Source organism: Pseudomonas sp. 8BK, assembly GCF_902506475.1.
GTDB lineage: Bacteria > Pseudomonadota > Gammaproteobacteria > Pseudomonadales > Pseudomonadaceae > Aquipseudomonas > Aquipseudomonas anguilliseptica.
In genome coordinates, this window is record NZ_LR733252.1 from 2170885 (window position 1) to 2188171 (window position 17287).

At 60.7% G+C, this 17287-nt stretch carries 18 protein-coding genes; 15 read left to right on the forward strand and 3 right to left on the reverse strand.

The genetic code is table 11. The annotated features are described in order from the left end of the window. The first annotated feature begins 377 nt into the window (after positions 1-377). The 11 genes from ccoN (at position 378) to hemN (ending at position 10855) form a co-directional block, all read left to right on the forward strand. A complete protein-coding gene (ccoN, locus tag ACIN8IBEIGE_RS09925; RefSeq protein WP_090386021.1) occupies positions 378-1820 on the forward strand; it encodes a cytochrome-c oxidase, cbb3-type subunit I in 1443 nt (480 codons plus the stop codon). Further along, positions 1820-2428: a cytochrome-c oxidase, cbb3-type subunit II gene (ccoO, locus tag ACIN8IBEIGE_RS09930; RefSeq protein ID WP_090386018.1), complete on the forward strand. Its 609-nt coding sequence runs from the start codon at positions 1820-1822 to the stop codon at positions 2426-2428. The genes ccoN and ccoO overlap by 1 nt, the downstream gene beginning before the upstream one ends. Positions 2429-2433: 5 nt before the next feature. Continuing rightward, positions 2434-2619 (forward strand): cbb3-type cytochrome c oxidase subunit 3, encoded by a 186-nt coding sequence (locus ACIN8IBEIGE_RS09935; RefSeq protein ID WP_090386015.1) that lies wholly within the window; start codon positions 2434-2436, stop codon positions 2617-2619. Then, positions 2616-3605 carry a cytochrome-c oxidase, cbb3-type subunit III gene (gene ccoP, locus ACIN8IBEIGE_RS09940; protein WP_160014484.1) on the forward strand — a complete coding sequence of 330 codons (990 nt, stop codon included), beginning with the start codon at positions 2616-2618 and terminating at the stop codon, positions 3603-3605. The genes ACIN8IBEIGE_RS09935 and ccoP overlap by 4 nt, the downstream gene beginning before the upstream one ends. 137 nt (positions 3606-3742) lie before the next feature. Further along, complete coding sequence (ccoG, locus tag ACIN8IBEIGE_RS09945; protein WP_090386009.1) at positions 3743-5155, forward strand: cytochrome c oxidase accessory protein CcoG; 1413 nt, start codon at positions 3743-3745, stop codon at positions 5153-5155. Between the two features lie 12 nt (positions 5156-5167). Then, positions 5168-5692, forward strand: coding sequence for a FixH family protein (locus ACIN8IBEIGE_RS09950; protein WP_256665085.1), 525 nt, complete (start codon positions 5168-5170; stop codon positions 5690-5692). Between the two features lie 8 nt (positions 5693-5700). Beyond that, positions 5701-8100 carry a heavy metal translocating P-type ATPase gene (locus ACIN8IBEIGE_RS09955; protein WP_160014485.1) on the forward strand — a complete coding sequence of 800 codons (2400 nt, stop codon included), beginning with the start codon at positions 5701-5703 and terminating at the stop codon, positions 8098-8100. A gap of 114 nt (positions 8101-8214) precedes the next feature. Beyond that, positions 8215-8481 (forward strand): hypothetical protein, encoded by a 267-nt coding sequence (locus tag ACIN8IBEIGE_RS09960; protein WP_160014486.1) that lies wholly within the window; start codon positions 8215-8217, stop codon positions 8479-8481. 3 nt (positions 8482-8484) lie between these two features. Further along, a complete protein-coding gene (gene ccoS, locus ACIN8IBEIGE_RS09965) occupies positions 8485-8712 on the forward strand; it encodes a cbb3-type cytochrome oxidase assembly protein CcoS (protein WP_090386000.1) in 228 nt (75 codons plus the stop codon). Then, positions 8705-9388: a sulfite exporter TauE/SafE family protein gene (locus tag ACIN8IBEIGE_RS09970; RefSeq protein WP_160014487.1), complete on the forward strand. Its 684-nt coding sequence runs from the start codon at positions 8705-8707 to the stop codon at positions 9386-9388. The genes ccoS and ACIN8IBEIGE_RS09970 overlap by 8 nt, the downstream gene beginning before the upstream one ends. An 84-nt stretch (positions 9389-9472) precedes the next feature. Then, entirely contained in the window at positions 9473-10855 is a 1383-nt protein-coding gene (gene hemN / locus ACIN8IBEIGE_RS09975; RefSeq protein ID WP_160014488.1) for an oxygen-independent coproporphyrinogen III oxidase, read from the forward strand. 10 nt (positions 10856-10865) lie between these two features. Here the strand turns inward: hemN and ACIN8IBEIGE_RS09980 are convergent, their stop codons facing one another. Further along, positions 10866-11330: a hypothetical protein gene (locus tag ACIN8IBEIGE_RS09980; protein WP_160014489.1), complete on the reverse strand. Its 465-nt coding sequence runs from the start codon at positions 11328-11330 to the stop codon at positions 10866-10868. 152 nt (positions 11331-11482) lie between these two features. Here ACIN8IBEIGE_RS09980 and fnr point away from each other — a divergent pair, with 152 nt between their 5' ends. The 4 genes from fnr (at position 11483) to ACIN8IBEIGE_RS10000 (ending at position 14839) form a co-directional block, all read left to right on the forward strand. After that, positions 11483-12217 carry a fumarate/nitrate reduction transcriptional regulator Fnr gene (gene fnr, locus ACIN8IBEIGE_RS09985; protein ID WP_160014490.1) on the forward strand — a complete coding sequence of 245 codons (735 nt, stop codon included), beginning with the start codon at positions 11483-11485 and terminating at the stop codon, positions 12215-12217. Between the two features lie 25 nt (positions 12218-12242). Next, on the forward strand, positions 12243-12791 hold the full coding sequence (locus tag ACIN8IBEIGE_RS09990) for an adenine phosphoribosyltransferase (RefSeq protein ID WP_160014491.1): 549 nt from the start codon (positions 12243-12245) through the stop codon (positions 12789-12791). 96 nt (positions 12792-12887) lie between these two features. Then, the gene (locus ACIN8IBEIGE_RS09995; RefSeq protein WP_160014492.1) at positions 12888-13703 is read left to right on the forward strand and encodes an ion transporter; all 816 of its coding nucleotides are present in this window, start codon (positions 12888-12890) and stop codon (positions 13701-13703) included. A 308-nt stretch (positions 13704-14011) separates the two neighbouring features. Next, a complete protein-coding gene (locus ACIN8IBEIGE_RS10000) occupies positions 14012-14839 on the forward strand; it encodes a metal-dependent hydrolase (RefSeq protein ID WP_160014493.1) in 828 nt (275 codons plus the stop codon). Positions 14840-14862: 23 nt separating this feature from the next. Here the strand turns inward: ACIN8IBEIGE_RS10000 and ACIN8IBEIGE_RS10005 are convergent, their stop codons facing one another. Together ACIN8IBEIGE_RS10005 and ACIN8IBEIGE_RS10010 are read right to left on the reverse strand one after the other, a co-directional pair. Next, positions 14863-16428, reverse strand: coding sequence for a cation:proton antiporter family protein (locus tag ACIN8IBEIGE_RS10005; RefSeq protein WP_160014494.1), 1566 nt, complete (start codon positions 16426-16428; stop codon positions 14863-14865). Between the two features lie 109 nt (positions 16429-16537). After that, the gene (locus tag ACIN8IBEIGE_RS10010) at positions 16538-17260 is read right to left on the reverse strand and encodes a TetR family transcriptional regulator (protein ID WP_160014495.1); all 723 of its coding nucleotides are present in this window, start codon (positions 17258-17260) and stop codon (positions 16538-16540) included. Positions 17261-17287: the final 27 nt, after the last annotated feature.

The window sequence follows — 17287 nt, forward strand, 5'->3', positions numbered from 1 at the left end:
CTAGAACCGCAGCATCCGGCTGGCGACCCCAGGTCGTCAGCCACTCAAGCAAGCCTCTTCCGCGCCCGGACAGCCGCCCGAGCCATGCGACCCAAGGTCGCACCCTTCCGACCAAGTGCATGCGCGATGTTTGACTTGAGCTAATCTTGTCGACAGTCGCCACCTGTCATAACTCCAAGGCGATTCCCATCTTTGCGCTACGCCTGTCTAAGGCGTTTTATGCTCGCGGCAATGCCCTGCATAAGCGGCCATGCATGCTTGCCAACAGCCCTGAAAGCCTTATCGCGCCGGCTTGTGTCGTTGCAATGGCTACCCGCTTTCTCCATACTTGCCGCCGATTTTTGCCCCTAAAAAATCCATTAACCGTGGAACCCATAATGAGCACAGCAATCAGTCAGACTGCTTATAACTACAAGGTGGTTCGCCAGTTCGCCGTAATGACGGTGATTTGGGGAGTCATTGGCATGGCTCTAGGTGTTTTCATCGCCGCGCAACTCGTGTGGCCTGAACTCAACCTGGGCATGGAATGGACGAGCTTCGGCCGTCTGCGTCCGCTACACACCAACGCGGTAATCTTCGCCTTCGGCGGTTGCGCGCTGTTCGCCACGTCTTATTACGTGGTCCAGCGGACCTGCCAGACGCGCCTGGTTTCCGATGGTCTGGCTGCTTTCACCTTCTGGGGCTGGCAAGCAGTGATCGTTGCTGCGGTGATCACCCTGCCAATGGGTTTCACCGGTTCCAAGGAATACGCTGAGCTGGAGTGGCCAATCGATATCCTTCTGGGCATCGTCTGGATCACTTACGCCGTGGTGTTCTTCGGCACCATCGTCAAGCGTAAAACCAAGCACATCTATGTGGGCAACTGGTTCTACGGTGCCTTCATCCTGGTTACTGCGATGCTGCACATCGTCAACAGCGCTGCCGTTCCGGTCAGCCTGTTCAAGTCCTACTCGGCTTACGCCGGTGCGACTGACGCGATGATTCAGTGGTGGTACGGCCACAACGCCGTGGGCTTCTTCCTGACCACCGGCTTCCTGGGGATGATGTACTACTTCGTACCCAAGCAGGCTGAGCGTCCGATCTACTCCTATCGTCTGTCCATTGTGCACTTCTGGGCACTGATCACCCTGTACATCTGGGCCGGTCCGCACCACTTGCACTACACCGCACTGCCGGATTGGGCACAGTCCCTGGGCATGGCGATGTCGATCATTCTCCTGGCACCAAGCTGGGGCGGCATGATCAACGGCATGATGAGCCTGTCGGGCGCCTGGCATAAGCTGCGCACCGACCCAATCCTGCGTTTTCTGGTGGTATCGCTGGCGTTCTACGGCATGTCGACCTTCGAAGGCCCGATGATGGCAATCAAGACCGTCAACGCCCTGTCCCACTACACCGACTGGACCATCGGCCATGTACACGCCGGCGCTCTCGGCTGGGTTGCGATGATCTCCATCGGCGCCCTGTATCACCTGCTGCCGAAAGTCTTTGGTCGTCCGCAGATGCACAGCGTTGGCCTGATCAACGCCCACTTCTGGCTGGCTACCATCGGCACCGTACTGTACATCGCCTCGATGTGGGTCAACGGCATCACCCAGGGTCTGATGTGGCGCGCAGTCAACGAAGACGGCACGCTCACCTACTCCTTCGTTGAAGCGCTGGAAGCCAGCCACCCCGGTTACGTGGTGCGCATGATCGGCGGCGCCTTCTTCGTCGCTGGCATGCTGCTGATGGCTTACAACACCTACCGCACCGTGCGTGCCGCCAAAGCTTCTGAATACGAAGCGGCTGCACAGATTCCTGCCGGAGTAGCGCACTGATGAAACACGAAATCATTGAGAAGAATATCGGCCTGATGGCGCTGCTGATGGTTCTGGCCGTCAGCATCGGCGGCCTGACTCAAATCGTTCCGCTGTTTTTCCAGGACGTTACCAATGAGCCGGTGGAAGGCCTCAAGCCTTACACCGCGCTGCAACTGGAAGGCCGCGATGTGTACATCGCCAACGGTTGCGTCGGCTGCCACTCGCAGATGATTCGTCCGTTCCGTGCTGAAACCGAACGTTACGGCCACTACTCGGTAGCCGGTGAAAGCGTCTGGGACCACCCGTTCCTGTGGGGTTCCAAGCGTACCGGCCCGGACCTGGCCCGTGTTGGCGGCCGCTACTCGGATGAATGGCAGCGTGCGCACCTGTACAACCCGCGCAACGTGGTGCCTGAGTCGAAGATGCCGGCGTATCCATGGCTGGTCGAGCACAAGCTCGACGGCAAGGACACCGCCAAGAAGATGGAAATCATGCGTGGCTTTGGCATCCCCTACACCGATGAAGACATCGCAGGGGCCCAGGACGCAGTAAAAGGCAAGACCGAAATGGACGCCATCGTTGCGTACCTGCAGGTTCTCGGCACATCCATCAAGAACAAACGGTAACGCACATGGATATCGGGATGATTCGCGGCATAGGCACAGCAGTGGTATTCGTCGCCTTTATTGGCGTGGTGCTCTGGGCCTACAGCAGCAAGCGTAAATCCAGTTTCGACGAGGCCGCTAACCTGCCCTTCGCCGACGATCCCAAACCCACTGAGCGTGACGAGCAATCTTCCAGGAGCAATAACCAATGACCACGTTCTGGAGTTGGTACGTAACCATTCTGTCTCTGGGCACCATCTTTGCCCTGACCTGGCTGATCTTCGGCACCCGCAAGGGCCAGCGCGAAGAAACCACCGAAGAAACCGTCGGCCATTCCTTCGACGGTATCGAAGAGTTCGACAACCCGCTGCCCAAGTGGTGGTTCATGCTGTTTGTCGGCACCATCATCTTTGCCCTTGGCTATCTGGCGCTCTACCCGGGCCTGGGTAACTGGAAAGGTCTGCTGCCAGGCTACGACTACCTCGACACCGAAGCCAAAACGCCCTTCGCCACCAATATCGAAATTGCTGGTGGTGTAGAGCGCAACGCAGGCTGGACCGGCGTGCACCAGTGGGAAAAGGAAATGGCCAAGGCTGAAGGTCAATATGGCCCGATCTTCGCCAAATATGCCGCCATGCCGATCGAACAAGTGGCCCAGGACGAGCAAGCGTTGAAAATGGGCGGCCGCCTGTTTGCCTCCAACTGCTCGGTCTGCCACGGCTCCGACGCCAAAGGTGCCTATGGCTTCCCCAACCTGACCGACAACGACTGGCTGCACGGCGGCGAGCCGGAAACCATCAAGACCACCATCATGGCTGGTCGTCAGGGTATGATGCCTGCGCAGCTCGATGCACTGGGCGAGGAAGGTATCCGCAACGTGGCTGGCTACATCCGCAGCCTCTCCGGTTTGAAAAACCCGGAAGGTATCGCGGTTGACCTTGCCGCAGGTCAAGACATCTTCGCGACGACTTGTGCAGTCTGTCATGGCGCTGAAGGTAAGGGCCAACAGGCCATGGGCGCACCCAACCTGACCGACAAAACCTGGCTCTACGGCTCCAGTTTCGCTCAGGTACAACAAACTCTGCGCTATGGCCGTAACGGCAAGATGCCAGCCCAGGCTGACTTCCTGGGCAACGATAAGGTGCATCTGCTGGCGGCTTACGTGTACAGCCTGTCGCAAGGTAAAACCGAGAAGTAATTCTCCGGCTCTGGCAGGCGCGACCGCTGGTCGCACCTGCCGAGCAATCGTCAGGCGTACCATAGCGCAAGAGCCCGTATGACCCCGGCCGGCACGTATCGACCAGGGCAGCCAATCAACCGCCGTGGTACGAACTGATGAGTGCACAGATTCCAGTTAAAGACGTCACCCCTGCCCCGGCCAAGGTCGAAGTTGTCGACCTGTACGCCAACCGCGAAAAAATCTACACCCGCTCCTTCACCGGCATCTTCCGCAACCTGCGCATGCTCGGTGGCGCAGCCCTCTTCCTGTTGTACTTCGGCACCGTATGGTTGACCTGGAATGGCCGTCAGGCCGTCTGGTGGAACCTGCCGGAGCGCAAGTTCTATATTTTCGGCTCCACCTACTGGCCGCAGGACTTCGTCCTGCTCTCGGCGCTGTTGATCATCGCCGCCTTCGGCCTGTTCTTTATCACTGTGTTCGCCGGCCGCGTGTGGTGCGGCTACACCTGTCCGCAAAGCGTGTTCACCTGGGTCTTCATGTGGGCGGAAAAGGTCACCGAAGGTGATCGCAACCAGCGCATGAAGCTCGACAAGGCACCGATGACCACCCAGAAATTTCTGCGCAAGCTGGCCAAGCACGGCATCTGGGTCGGCGTATCGCTGGTCACCGCGATTACCTTCGTCGGCTACTTCACGCCGATTCGCGAACTGATCCCGGAGCTGTTCACCCTGGAGGCCAGTGGCTGGGCACTGTTCTGGGTCGGCTTCTTTACCTTGGCCACCTATGGCAACGCCGGCTACCTGCGCGAACAGGTGTGCATCTATATGTGCCCCTACGCACGCTTCCAGAGCGTGATGTTCGACCAGGACACCCTGATCGTTTCCTATGACCCTCGTCGTGGCGAATCCCGTGGCCCGCGCAAGAAGGACGCCGACTACAAGGCCCAGGGCCTGGGTGACTGCATCGACTGCAAGATGTGCGTACACGTCTGCCCTACCGGCATCGATATCCGCGACGGTTTGCAGATCGAATGCATCGGCTGCGCCGCCTGTATCGACGCCTGCGACAGCATCATGGAGAAAATGAACTACCCGAAAGGGCTGATCAGCTACACCACCGAACACAATCTCTCCGGACAGAAAACCCATCTGGTGCGCCCGCGCCTGATCGGTTATGCAGTGGCGCTGACCGCCATGTTCTGCGTCTTCGCCTGGGCCATCGCCGACCGTTCGCTGGTAGAACTGGATGTGCTCAAGGACCGCGTGCTCTACCGCGAAAACGAAGAAGGCCGGATCGAGAACGTCTACACCCTGAAGATCATGAACAAGGCCCAGCACGACGTGACCTACCTGATCGAAGCCGATGGCCTCGACGGTCTGGTGTACGAAGGCAAGCGCGAGATCAAGGCAATCGCTGGCGAGGTGCTGTCGCTGCCAGTCGAGTTGTCCATCGAGCCGGAAAAATTACCTTCGAGCACCAATGAAATCACCTTCCGCCTGCACTCGGCGGATGACCCAAGCATCAAAACCGACGCCGCCAGCCGCTTTATCGGCCCGAGCGTGCGCTGATTAGAGAAGCCCATGTCTGAACCCATAACTGAAAAGAACCCCGAAATCGTCAAGCCCTGGTACAAGCAATTCTGGCCCTGGTTCCTGATTGGCCTGCTGGCCTATTCAGTGGTCCAGGGGCTGACCCTGCTGACCATCGCCACGAAGAACCCACCGGGGCTGATTTCCGATGACTATTACGATGTCGGCAAAGGCATCAACCAGTCGCTGGAGCGGGAAAACCACGCCATTCGCCTCAAGCTGCACGCCAGCCTGCTGCTCAACGATGACAACGGCACCGCCACCCTGCAGCTGAGCGGCAATAGCCGTCCGCAGCAACTGGTGCTCAACCTGATCTCGCCAACCCAACCCGAGCGCGACCGCCGGGTGATCCTGCAGCCGCAGGCCGATGGCAGTTACAGCGGACAGATGATCGACGCGGTCAAGGGCCGCCGCTTTGTCGAGCTGATCGGCCAGGAAGGCGGCAAGGACTGGCGCCTGTTCGAAGAAGAAAATGTGCAGAGCGGACAGACGATCAACCTCGGGGATGCCCAATAAGCACACCGATGGCCAGTCCAACTCCCTGCTATCACTGTGGCCTGCCGGTTCCTGCCGGCAGCCGTTTTCAGACCCAGGTACTGGGTGCAACCCGCGAGATGTGCTGCCCGGGCTGTCAGGCAGTGGCCGAAGCCATTGTCAGCGGCGGCCTGGAACACTACTACAAGCACCGCAGCGAAAGCGCCGCCAACCCGCAAAGCCTGCCTCAGGCGCTGCCTGACGAGCTGGCGCTGTATGACCGCAGCGATGTACAGCAGCCCTTTGTCGAACATGACGGCGAACTCAGCGAGACCTGCCTGCTGATCGAGGGCATCAGCTGCGCGGCCTGTGGCTGGCTGATCGAGAAACACCTGCGCGCCCTACCCGGCGTTGCCGAGGCGCAGCTCAACCTGTCCAACCACCGCCTGCAAGTGCGCTGGGCCGACAGCCAACTGCCGCTCAGCAGCCTGCTCAAGGCGCTGCGCAAGATCGGCTACGCCGCTCACCCCTGGCAGGCCGATGCCGCCGCCGAACAGCTGCACAGCGAGAACCGCCGCGCCATGCGCGAGCTCGGTGTAGCCGGCATGCTGTGGATGCAGGTGATGATGGCGACCATGGCCACCTGGCCGGAATTCAACATCGACCTCAGCCCCGAGCTGGACAAGATCCTGCGCTGGGTCAGCCTGTTTCTCACCACGCCGATTGTCTTCTATTGCTGCGGTCAGTTCTTCCGTGGCGCGCTGCGCGACCTGCGCACCCGCCACCTGACCATGGATGTATCGGTGTCCCTGGCGATTGGCGGCGCCTACATCGCCGGTATCTGGTCAACCGTCACCGGCCAGGGCGAGCTGTATTTCGATGCGGTGGGCATGTTCGCCCTGTTTCTGCTGGCAGGCCGCTATCTGGAGCGCCGCGCCCGCGAACGCACAGCTGCCGCCACCGCACAGCTGGTCAATCTACTGCCCGCCTCCTGTCTACGCCTGGACGCAGCAGGTCAGAGCCAGCGCATTCTGCTCAATGAACTGCAGGTCGGCGATCAAGTGCTGGTGCCGCCCGGCGCCCTGCTGCCCGCCGATGGTTGCATCATCCAGGGCCAGTCGAGCGTGGATGAGTCCGTGCTGACCGGCGAATACCTGCCGCAACCACGCAACGTCGGCGACAGCGTGACCGCCGGCACACTCAATGTTGAAGGGCCGCTGCAAATTCAAGTGCAGGCCCTCGGTGATGCCACGCGACTGTCGGCCATCGTCCGCCTGCTGGAACGTGCGCAGAGCGACAAGCCGCGCCTGGCGGTACTGGCCGATCAGGTTGCGCAGTGGTTCCTGCTGATTGTCCTGGTAGTGGCCGCTGTCGTCGGCCTGGTCTGGTGGCAACTCGACCCTTCCCGCGCATTCTGGATTGTCCTGGCCCTACTGGTCGCCACCTGCCCGTGCGCGCTGGCGCTGGCCACCCCCACGGCACTGACCGCCGCCACCGGCTCACTGCACAAACTGGGCATGCTGCTGACCCGTGGCCACGTGCTGGAAGGTCTGAACCAAATCGACACCCTGGTGCTGGACAAGACCGGCACCCTCACTGAAGGTCGCCTGACCCTTAGCGCCATCCACCCCCTGCGCGAGCTGGATGCCGACGCCTGTCTGGCCCTGGCCGCGGCGTTGGAAAACCGCTCAGAACACCCGATTGCCCGCGCCTTCGGTCAGGCACCAGAAGCTGCAGATGCAGTTGACAGCCATCCGGGCCAAGGCCTGCAGGGGCGTGTTGGCAACCGGCTGCTGCGCATCGGTGAGGCTGGCTTTGTCTGCGCACTGAGTGCGCAGACAAAGCCAGCGATCAGCGGTGAACACGGTCAATGGCTGCTGCTGGGTGATGAGCAAGGGCCGTTGGCCTGGTTTGTATTGAATGACCGCCTGCGCGAAGACGCGCCGCAACTGATCGACATGGCCAAGGCCAAAGGCTGGCAAATCATGCTGCTGTCCGGCGACAGCTCGCCCATGGTCGGTGAAGTGGCGCGCCAATTGGGCATCAATGATGCCTGTGGCGGCCTGACTCCGGATGCCAAGCTGGAGGTGCTCAAGCAGCTGCATAGCCAGGGCCGCCGGGTGCTGATGCTCGGCGATGGGGTCAACGATGTGCCGGTATTGGCCGCCGCCGATATCAGCGTGGCCATGGGCAGCGCCACCGACCTGGCAAAAACCAGCGCCGATGCCGTGCTGCTGTCCAACCGCCTGAGCAGCCTGGTGCAGGCGCTACACATGGCGCAACGAACCCGGCGCATCATCATCGAGAATCTCACCTGGGCCAGCCTGTACAATGGCCTGGTGCTGCCCTTCGCCGCTATCGGCTGGATTACCCCGATCTGGGCGGCGCTGGGTATGTCGGTCAGTTCGCTGCTGGTGGTGGTCAACGCTCTGCGCCTGACTCGCACGTAAGGTGGATCACGTCTCACCGATCCGCTACCGCGCCGTCGGGGGTGGAAGTGATAACCGACATGCACAGGTCAAACAGTCCACTAATACGCTCGGCGAGGTCCTATGCGAAACAACATGACTGGCAAGGTTGCCGGGTGGGTGCGCTTACTGGCCGTAGCGCTGTTCAGCCTGCAGCTGTTTATGGCCTACCACGTTGCTACCGCGCTGATCAGCCAGCAGACCACACTCAGCAGCCTGTTTACTGACAGCCTGCCGGACACCCTGATCATGCTTTTCCTTAATGCTCTGTTTGCCTTCGTCGCACTGACCGGTCGCAGCCCGGACAGACTCTTCCCAGTTGCCAGCCTCGATCTGCGGCAATTCTTGCGCCGGAGCCACTAAGCCATGCCCGCCCTCTATATCCTGATCCCGGTCGCCATCGCCCTGGTGGCCTTTGCCATCTGGCTGTTCTTCTGGGCGGTGGACAGCGGTCAGTACGATGACCTCGACGGCCCGGCGCACAGCATCCTGTTCGACGACGAAGACCCCAAGCACACTGCAGCCGTAAGCCAGGTGCAACAACTCGACGAGCCTCAGGCCGATCAGGCCCCACAGGACAAGCCCGGTGCTTGAGCTACTGCCGCTACTGATCTCGGCACTGATCCTCGGCCTGCTCGGCGGCGGCCATTGCCTGGGTATGTGCGGCGGCCTGATGGGTGCGCTGACCCTGGCCATTCCACCCGAACAGCGCGCGCAGCGCTTTCAGCTGCTGCTGGCCTATAACCTGGGGCGCATTTTCAGCTACAGCCTGGCCGGCCTGCTGCTTGGCCTGGCCGGCTGGGCAGTGGCCAATAGCCCTTTGGTCATGGGCTTACGGGTGATTGCCGCGCTGCTGCTGATTGCCATGGGCTTTTACCTGGCCGGCTGGTGGAGTGGTCTGACCCGTATCGAAGCCCTCGGTCGTGGTCTCTGGCGGCATATCCAGCCACTGACCCGGCGTTTTATGCCGGTCACCAGTTTGCCGCATGCCTTGATACTCGGCGGCCTATGGGGCTGGCTGCCCTGCGGCCTGGTCTACAGCACCCTGCTATGGGCCGCGAGCCAAGGTAGTGCAGTCGACAGCGCTGCTCTGATGTTGGCCTTTGGTCTCGGCACCCTGCCTGTGCTGCTGGCCACCGGCATGGCCGCCGAACGCCTGACCGCATTGCTGCGCAAACAGGGTGTGCGCACGGCCGGCGGTATTCTGGTGATCCTCTTCGGCCTGTGGACAATGCCCGGCCCGCACCAGCACTGGCTGATGGGTCACTAGCAGGCCGCTTGATACAGGTCAAAACACCCCAGACGCAGCGCTCATAGACTGCCCGGTATTGAAAGCCAAACCGGGAATACCCGCATGCTCAACGCCATCCAGTGGGACAGCACCCTGATCCGCCGCTACGACCAGGCCGGCCCGCGCTACACCTCCTATCCGACCGCGGTGCAATTCCATGAGCGCATCAGCCAGTTCGACCTGCTGCACGCCCTGCGCGAAAGTCGCAAAGCGCTGCGGCCGCTGTCGCTGTATGTGCATATCCCGTTCTGCGCGCACATCTGCTACTACTGCGCCTGCAACAAGGTGATCACCAAGGATCGCGGCCGCGCTCAGCCCTATCTGGAAAAGCTCGAACGCGAAATAGAGATCATCAGCCGTCACCTCGACCCGCAGCAGAAAGTCGAGCAACTGCACTTCGGCGGCGGCACCCCGACCTTTCTCAGCCACGATGAACTGCGCCATCTGATGGGCCACCTGCGCCAGCACTTCAACCTGCTGGATGACGACAGCGGCGATTACAGCATCGAGATCGACCCGCGCGAAGCCGACTGGTCGACCATGGGCCTGCTCCGCGAGCTGGGTTTCAACCGGGTCAGCCTGGGTGTGCAGGACCTAGACCCGGCCGTGCAACGGGCGGTCAATCGCCTGCAAACCCTGGAAGAAACCCGCGCCATCGTCGAAGCGGCGCGCACCCTGCAGTTCCGCTCGGTAAACATCGACCTGATCTACGGCCTGCCGCTGCAAACCCCGGAGCGCTTCGCCCGCACCGTGGCTGAAGTGATTGCCCTGCAGCCGGATCGCCTGTCGCTGTTCAATTACGCCCACCTGCCGGAGCGCTTTATGCCACAGCGGCGGATCAACACCTGCGACTTGCCCAGCCCAGGTGACAAGCTGGCCATGTTGCAGGCCAGCATCGAGCAACTGAGCGCCGCCGGTTACCGCTATATCGGCATGGATCACTTCGCCCTGCCTGACGACGAACTGGCCAGCGCCCAGGAAGACGGCAGCCTGCAACGCAACTTCCAGGGCTACACCACCCACGGCCATTGCGACCTGATCGGTCTAGGCGTGTCATCGATCAGCCAGATTGGCGATCTGTACTGCCAGAACAACAGCGACCTGAGCAAATACCAGGACTGCCTCGGCCACAGCGAACTGGCCACCCTACGCGGCCTGCATTGTGATGCCGACGACCGTCTGCGCCGGGCGGTCATTCAACAGCTGATCTGCCATTTCCAGTTGCGCTTTGTTGATATCGAGCAGGCTTATGCCATCGATTTTCGCAGTTACTTTGCCGATATCTGGCCGCAACTGCAGCAGATGGCCAGTGATGGATTGATCGAGCTGAATGCCCAGGGCATCGAAGTGCGGCCCGCGGGTCGCCTGCTGGTGCGCTCGCTGTGCATGCTGTTTGATCGCTACCTGACCGAGCTGAGCAGGCAGCGTTTTTCCCGAGTGATTTAGTAGGCCAGCTCTATTTCATGATCAGGCTGGCCACTTCCTGCATCTGCTGATCACTCAGATCCTGCTCGCGCATAACCTTGATCAGCGTCGCATTGGCGCTGATCAAGGCGCCCTGCAGAGAAGCCAGCTCGCCCTGCAGCATTTCGATCTTCATACGTTTGGCCTCGGGGTCGAGGCTCTGGTCCTGCATGACCTCTTTCAGCTCGTCTTTCTTCGCCTCGATCTGCACCTTGAGCTCACGGATTCGCTTGAGCAGATCCTTGACCACATCCGGCAGGCTGCTCTCATCAATATCGCGGTTTTTCTGCGCGGCGGCGGAGCGCGCCTTGCCCAGCTCCGACAGACTAACTCGTAGACTGTCGCGCAGTGCCTGCTCATCCCCTTCGCTGCTCGCCACAACGCCCTCGGCCGCAGCACTCTTGCGCTCCAGCGCGAGGTTCATACGGGTGCTCAACTGAGTCGATTCCAGACGCATAGCGATGCTCCTTGCAGGTATTGAAAGCCGCCTGGGTTATCGGCCAGCCAGGATAAAACTTGAACATTCGATCAGACTTGCGTCTTAGTGGCTCTGTTCTGCGCCCTGCTGTAACCTTACGGCTATTGTGTGTTTAACCAGGATCGCCAGCGATGTCCGAAAGCATCAAGTTGCATACCCCACATCAAGCCCATTGCAAGGATTGCAGCCTGGCGAGCTTGTGCCTGCCGCTGTCCCTGAACCTGGAGGACATGGACGCGCTCGACGAAATCGTCAAACGCGGCCGCCCGCTGAAAAAGGGCGAGTTCCTGTTCCGCCAGGGCGATGCCTTCAATTCGGTGTTCGCCGTGCGTTCCGGCGCACTGAAAACCTTCAGCCTGAGCGACAGCGGTGATGAGCAGATCACCGGCTTCCACCTGCCCAGCGAGCTGGTCGGCCTGTCCGGCATGGACAGCGAAAGTTACCCAGTGTCGGCCATGGCCCTGGAAACCACTTCGGTATGCGAAATCCCCTTCGAACGTCTCGACGAACTCTCGGTGCAGCTGCCGCAACTGCGCCGCCAGCTGATGCGCATCATGAGCCGGGAGATCCGCGACGATCAGCAGATGATGCTGCTGCTCTCGAAGAAAACCGCCGACGAACGCATTGCGACCTTTCTGGTCAACCTCTCGGCACGCTTCCGCGCCCGCGGCTTCTCAGCCAATCAGTTCCGTCTGGCCATGTCGCGCAACGAAATTGGTAACTATTTGGGCCTTGCGGTGGAGACCGTATCGCGGGTATTTACCCGCTTCCAACAGAACAAGCTGCTCGAAGCCGAAGGCAAGGAAGTGCATATCCTCGACCCCATCGAGCTGTGCGCCCTGGCCGGCGGTAACCTCGAGGGCTGATCGACCCGCCCTGAGGACCTAGCCGATGATCTTCGACGAATTCACTATCAAAACCCTGATCCGCCCGGTGCTGGACTTCCCCAAACCGGGGGTGATCTTTCGTGATATCACCCCGCTGTTTCAGTCGCCACGTGCCCTGCGCATGGTCGCCGACAGCTTTATCCAGCGTTACGTCGAAGCCGATTTCAGCCATATCGGCGCCATGGATGCGCGCGGGTTTCTGATCGGCTCGATCATCGCCTATGAACTGAACAAGCCACTGATTCTGTTCCGCAAGCAGGGCAAACTGCCTGCCGATGTGCTCAGCGAGAGCTACCAGACCGAGTACGGCGAAGCCAAACTGGAAGTGCACGCCGACAGCCTCTGCGAAGGCGACAAGGTGCTGATTTTCGATGACCTGATCGCCACCGGCGGCACCCTGCTGGCCGCCGCACAACTGGTACGGCGCATGGGCGCGAGCATCATCGAAGCCGCCGCAATCATCGACCTGCCCGAACTGGGCGGCTCGCAGAAACTGCAGGACAGCGGCATTCCCACCTTTGCCCTGACCCGCTTCGCCCTCACCGACCAATAACTCTGCTTGACGGCCCTGACGGCAGCGCTGCCTGTCCGGGCCTGGCTGCCCCTCGCCAACTGATTCGACCACCGTCTACACAAGTACCCACAGACCATGAATGAAATACCCATGAACCCGACAGCCAGCCACTGGCGTCTGCGCCTCGGCGCGCTGATGGAAAGCAAAGCCATCACCCGCCTGGTCACCACCCTGATCGTGCTCAACGCCGCCATTCTCGGCATCCAGACCTACCCAGGCCTGATGGCCGAATGGGGCGAGCTGCTGCTGACGCTGGATCAGCTGATTCTCGCGGTGTTTATCCTGGAGCTGGCGCTGCGCTTTGTTGCCCGCGGCCTGGGTCTGCTGCGTGACCCCTGGGCGGTATTTGACTGCCTGGTGGTAGGCGTAGCGCTGGTGCCGTCCAGCGGTCCATTCGCCGTGCTGCGTGCGCTGCGCGTGTTGCGCGTGCTGCGGCTGATCTCGATCAACCCGAACATGCGCCGAGTGGTCGAAGCACTGCTGTCCTCACTGCCAGGCATGGGCAGCATCGCCATGTTGCTCGGCCTGGTGTTCTACGTGGCGGCGGTGATGGCCACGCAACTGTTCGGCGCAGCCTTCCCCGAATGGTTCGGCAGCCTCGGTGCCAGCCTCTATACCCTGTTCCAGGTGATGACCCTGGAAAGCTGGTCGATGGGCATCGTGCGCCCGGTAATGGAGCAGTTCCCGCTGGCGTGGATGTATTTCCTGCCGTTTATCCTGATTGCCACCTTTATGATGCTTAATCTGTTTATCGCTGTGGTGGTCAATGCCATGCAGACCACCCATGAACAGGAAGCCAAGCTGGCGCCGCCCTCGCCCACCGAACAATTGCTGCTCGATGAACTGCGCGCCCTGCGCACGGAAGTTGCCGAGCTGCGCCAGCAACGCTGAGCGCCCTTAAAAATCAATAACCAGCAGCTCTGCCGTGCCTTCCTCGTGCGGCAGGGCTGTATCGAAGCGCCCCGCACCGACCAGCCCACTCGCTGCTAGCTCGCGCCCTCAAGGCGCCAGGCGTGACGAACTGTCCGACAACTATCCATAAGTTGGCGTAATTCCGGCCGCCCTGGCCAGGAATGACCTCGCACCTAAAACGCCCTCGGCTAAAGATAAATCACGGCCCAAGACAGCCCAGCCTGTCGTCCCAAGCCCCATAACAAGAGCGGTCGCGAACGCGATCAAGATGCCGAGGAGTCGCCCTTATGACAGCCAAAACCAGCACCCCAACCGCCAGTTTCCCCGTGCGTCGCATGGACTTCAGCTTCGATGAAAGCCAGAAGTTCTGGTTTGCCGGCGACCCCTTTATGAGCCACTTCATGAACAACCTGTCGTCGTTGTTTCCCTATGGCGAGAAGTTCTTCGTCGACAGCGTGCGCGCCGTGCGCGAACAGGTGAGCGAGCCGCAGCTGAAGAAGGACATCAGCGCCTTCATCGGCCAGGAAGCCATGCATTCCAAGGAACACGCGGCCTACAACGACTACGCCGCCGAGCACAATATCGACCTGGAGTTGCTGGAACTGCGCATCAAGGTGCTGCTGGAGTGGGTTACCAAGATCACCACCAAGAAGCAGCGCCTGGCTGCCACCTGCGCCCTGGAGCACTTCACCGCAACCATGGCCGAGCAACTGCTACAGCGCGAAGACCTGACCACCCAGATGAACGACCCCAAGCTGTATCAACTGTGGATGTGGCACGCGATTGAAGAGAACGAGCATAAGGCAGTCTGCTACGACGTATACCAGAAGGTCTACGGCGGCTACTTCACCCGCGTTGGCATGATGGCGATTTCCACGGTGATCTTCTTCGGCGTGATTGGCTGGTTCCAGTTGCACCTGCTGCGCAAGGACGGCCAACTGTTCAACTGGCGCAGCTGGGGCAAAGGCCTGAAGACCCTGTTCGGCCCACGCAACGGCTTCCTGAGCAAACTGATCCTGCCGTACCTAGACTACTACCGCCCGGGCTTCCATCCGCTGGACCACGATAGCAAGGCGCTGGAAAAACGCTGGCGCCAGCGTCTGGGCTTCAGCTAAGCCCAGCTTGCCGAGGCTGACCGCTAATTCGCGTCAGCTTCGGCCCGGCTTTTCAGCGTGCGCAACACATGCTCGGCCAGGCCGGCACCCGCCTCACTCATCGTCAGGTAAGTACGGTCGGCTCCGGCCTGCTGGATACGCATGGCGATATCCTCGTACAGAGCATGGGACACCACCAAACCGTTAAACCCGCGCTCGCGCAGCTTCTGCGTGGCAATCACCTTGGCCTCTTCATCGTTGAGCGCAAGGATCACCGCGTCGATATTGGGCATTTGCAGGTGCTGCCAGAACATCGGGTCCTCACCGTCGGCAAACAGCACGCTACGTCCTACCTTGTTGCTCTGCTCGATCACCACTGGGTCGGAATCCAGGCCGACCACCTGATAGCCCTTCTCCCGCAAGTAGTCATAAGCTGCACGCCCGGTACGCCCCATGCCCATCACCAGCACCTGGGAAAAGCCGAGAGAAACCGGCTGCTCATCCGGATGACGGATATTGCGTTCAAGGGCCGTCAAACGTTTAGCCAGGCGCTCGTATAGCGGGTGAACAACCCGGTTGAGCGGCGCGGAAATCACAAAAGACAGGGCCACGGTAATGGCCAGGGGAATCATCCACTCAGGCAGCACCACGCTGGCCATGATCAGGCCGAATTCGCTGTAGTTGGTCAGGGTCACGCTGCTGAGAAAGGCACTGCGCGCGCGCAAGCGGAACAGCAGAAAGAGGAAGAAGAACAGCACGCCCTTGAGCGGCAGCAGCACCGCCATGACCAGGGCGAACTTCAAGGCGGCGGCATCCGGCAGACCAGCAATGCCGATCTGCAGAAAGAAGCCGACCAGAAAGATTTCCTTGATGCCCCACAGCGAGTTGGCCAGCTCGGTGGCGCGCTTGTGCTTGGCCAGCATGGCACCGAAGGCCAACGCGCCCAGCTCGGAACTCAGCCCCAATTGCTCGAAGCCGTAACCGCCCAGCACCAGCGCCAACAGCAAGCCGAGCAGCACCATCAGCTCCTCGTGACCGCTGACATCGAGCAGCTTAAACAGCAACGGGCGCAGCAGTGGCAAACCGAACAGCAGCAATGCCCAGGCCGAAGGCACCTTGCCACTGGCCAGGCTCATCACCACCAGGGCAATCAGGTCCTGGATGATCAACACGCCAATCGCCACGCGCCCGTGGAAGGCGCGCAACTCGCGCTTACCCTCCAGCACCTTGGCCGCCAGCACCGTGCTGGAAAACGACAGGGCAATGGCCAACAGCAGCCCTTGCTGCCAGGGTAGTTCCAGCAGCAACAGAATCGCCGGGAGGAAGATCAGACTGGAAATAGCGAAATGCAGTAGACCGCCGCCGATCACTTCACGCCGCACCAGGTTGCCGATTTTCAGCTTGAGGCCCACGGTAAACAGCAACAGCAGCACACCCAGATGGGCGACGTGATCCAGCACCACACTGTCACGCGGGCCAACGCCGATATGCTCGCCAAAACCGGCCAGAGCAAAGCCAGCCGCCAGGTAGCCCACCAGCGGCGGCAGACCAATCCCCCGCGCCACCAGCCCCATGACAAAGGCAAAAGCAATCCAGGTGGCTTCAATCATGGGGGATCCTTAATGGGGAAAACGTCGGAACAGCACGGTAGCACTATGCCGATCTAGCATAACGCTCGCAGATGGCACCGCCATTGATTCGCCTCAGTTGTAGCCGCGTTTATTCGGCGGGCAACTTCAACTGCCCCAGACTTTGCAACACGCTGGCCCCGGTAAACAGCATAACGATCTGCTCTTCGGCCAGTGCACAGATCGCCGCTTGCCGCTCAGGCTGCTCGATATAGTCCAGCGACAGCTGGAACAGGTTGCGGCTGATCAGGTTCGACACCTGCCGTACCACTGACGGGTTGACCATGTCCGGCAGCAGCTTGAAGGCAATGATGTCCTCGGCCATGTCCGCGCCAAACTCATCCATCACCTCCTGCAGCGCCGCCCGCAGCACCGCAGAAGCACCATGCAGTTCGCGCACGCCGATGATGAAAGCTTCGGGGTTCTGCGCAACAAAATCGAAGAACAGCTGCACGGTTTCGTGGCACACCCGCCGGCCGCGTTGCAAGTCAATGCCAAACAGCATCGGCAGGCTTTTGCGGTTCGTCTGCACCGCTCGCTCGGCCGCCTCACGGCGCAGGTCGCGCAGCGGTTGGCGCAGCTGGGTGGAGATCTGCCGAATCACCGTCAACCCCAGGTCATCCACATCCTTGAAGTGCCTATAGAAGGTATTGGGGTTGAGCCCCGCCTCACGCGCCAACTCGCGCAGGCCCAGATTACTCAAGCTGCGACTAGTTGAGGTGAGACGTAACGCGGCCTCCAGTAACAGAGTCTTGCCTGGGGCCTCGGTGGCTTTTTCTGCGGCTGGCTGCTGCTCGCTGGCGTCTGCCTGCATAACGAACCCTACCTAAAAGTTGGCTTG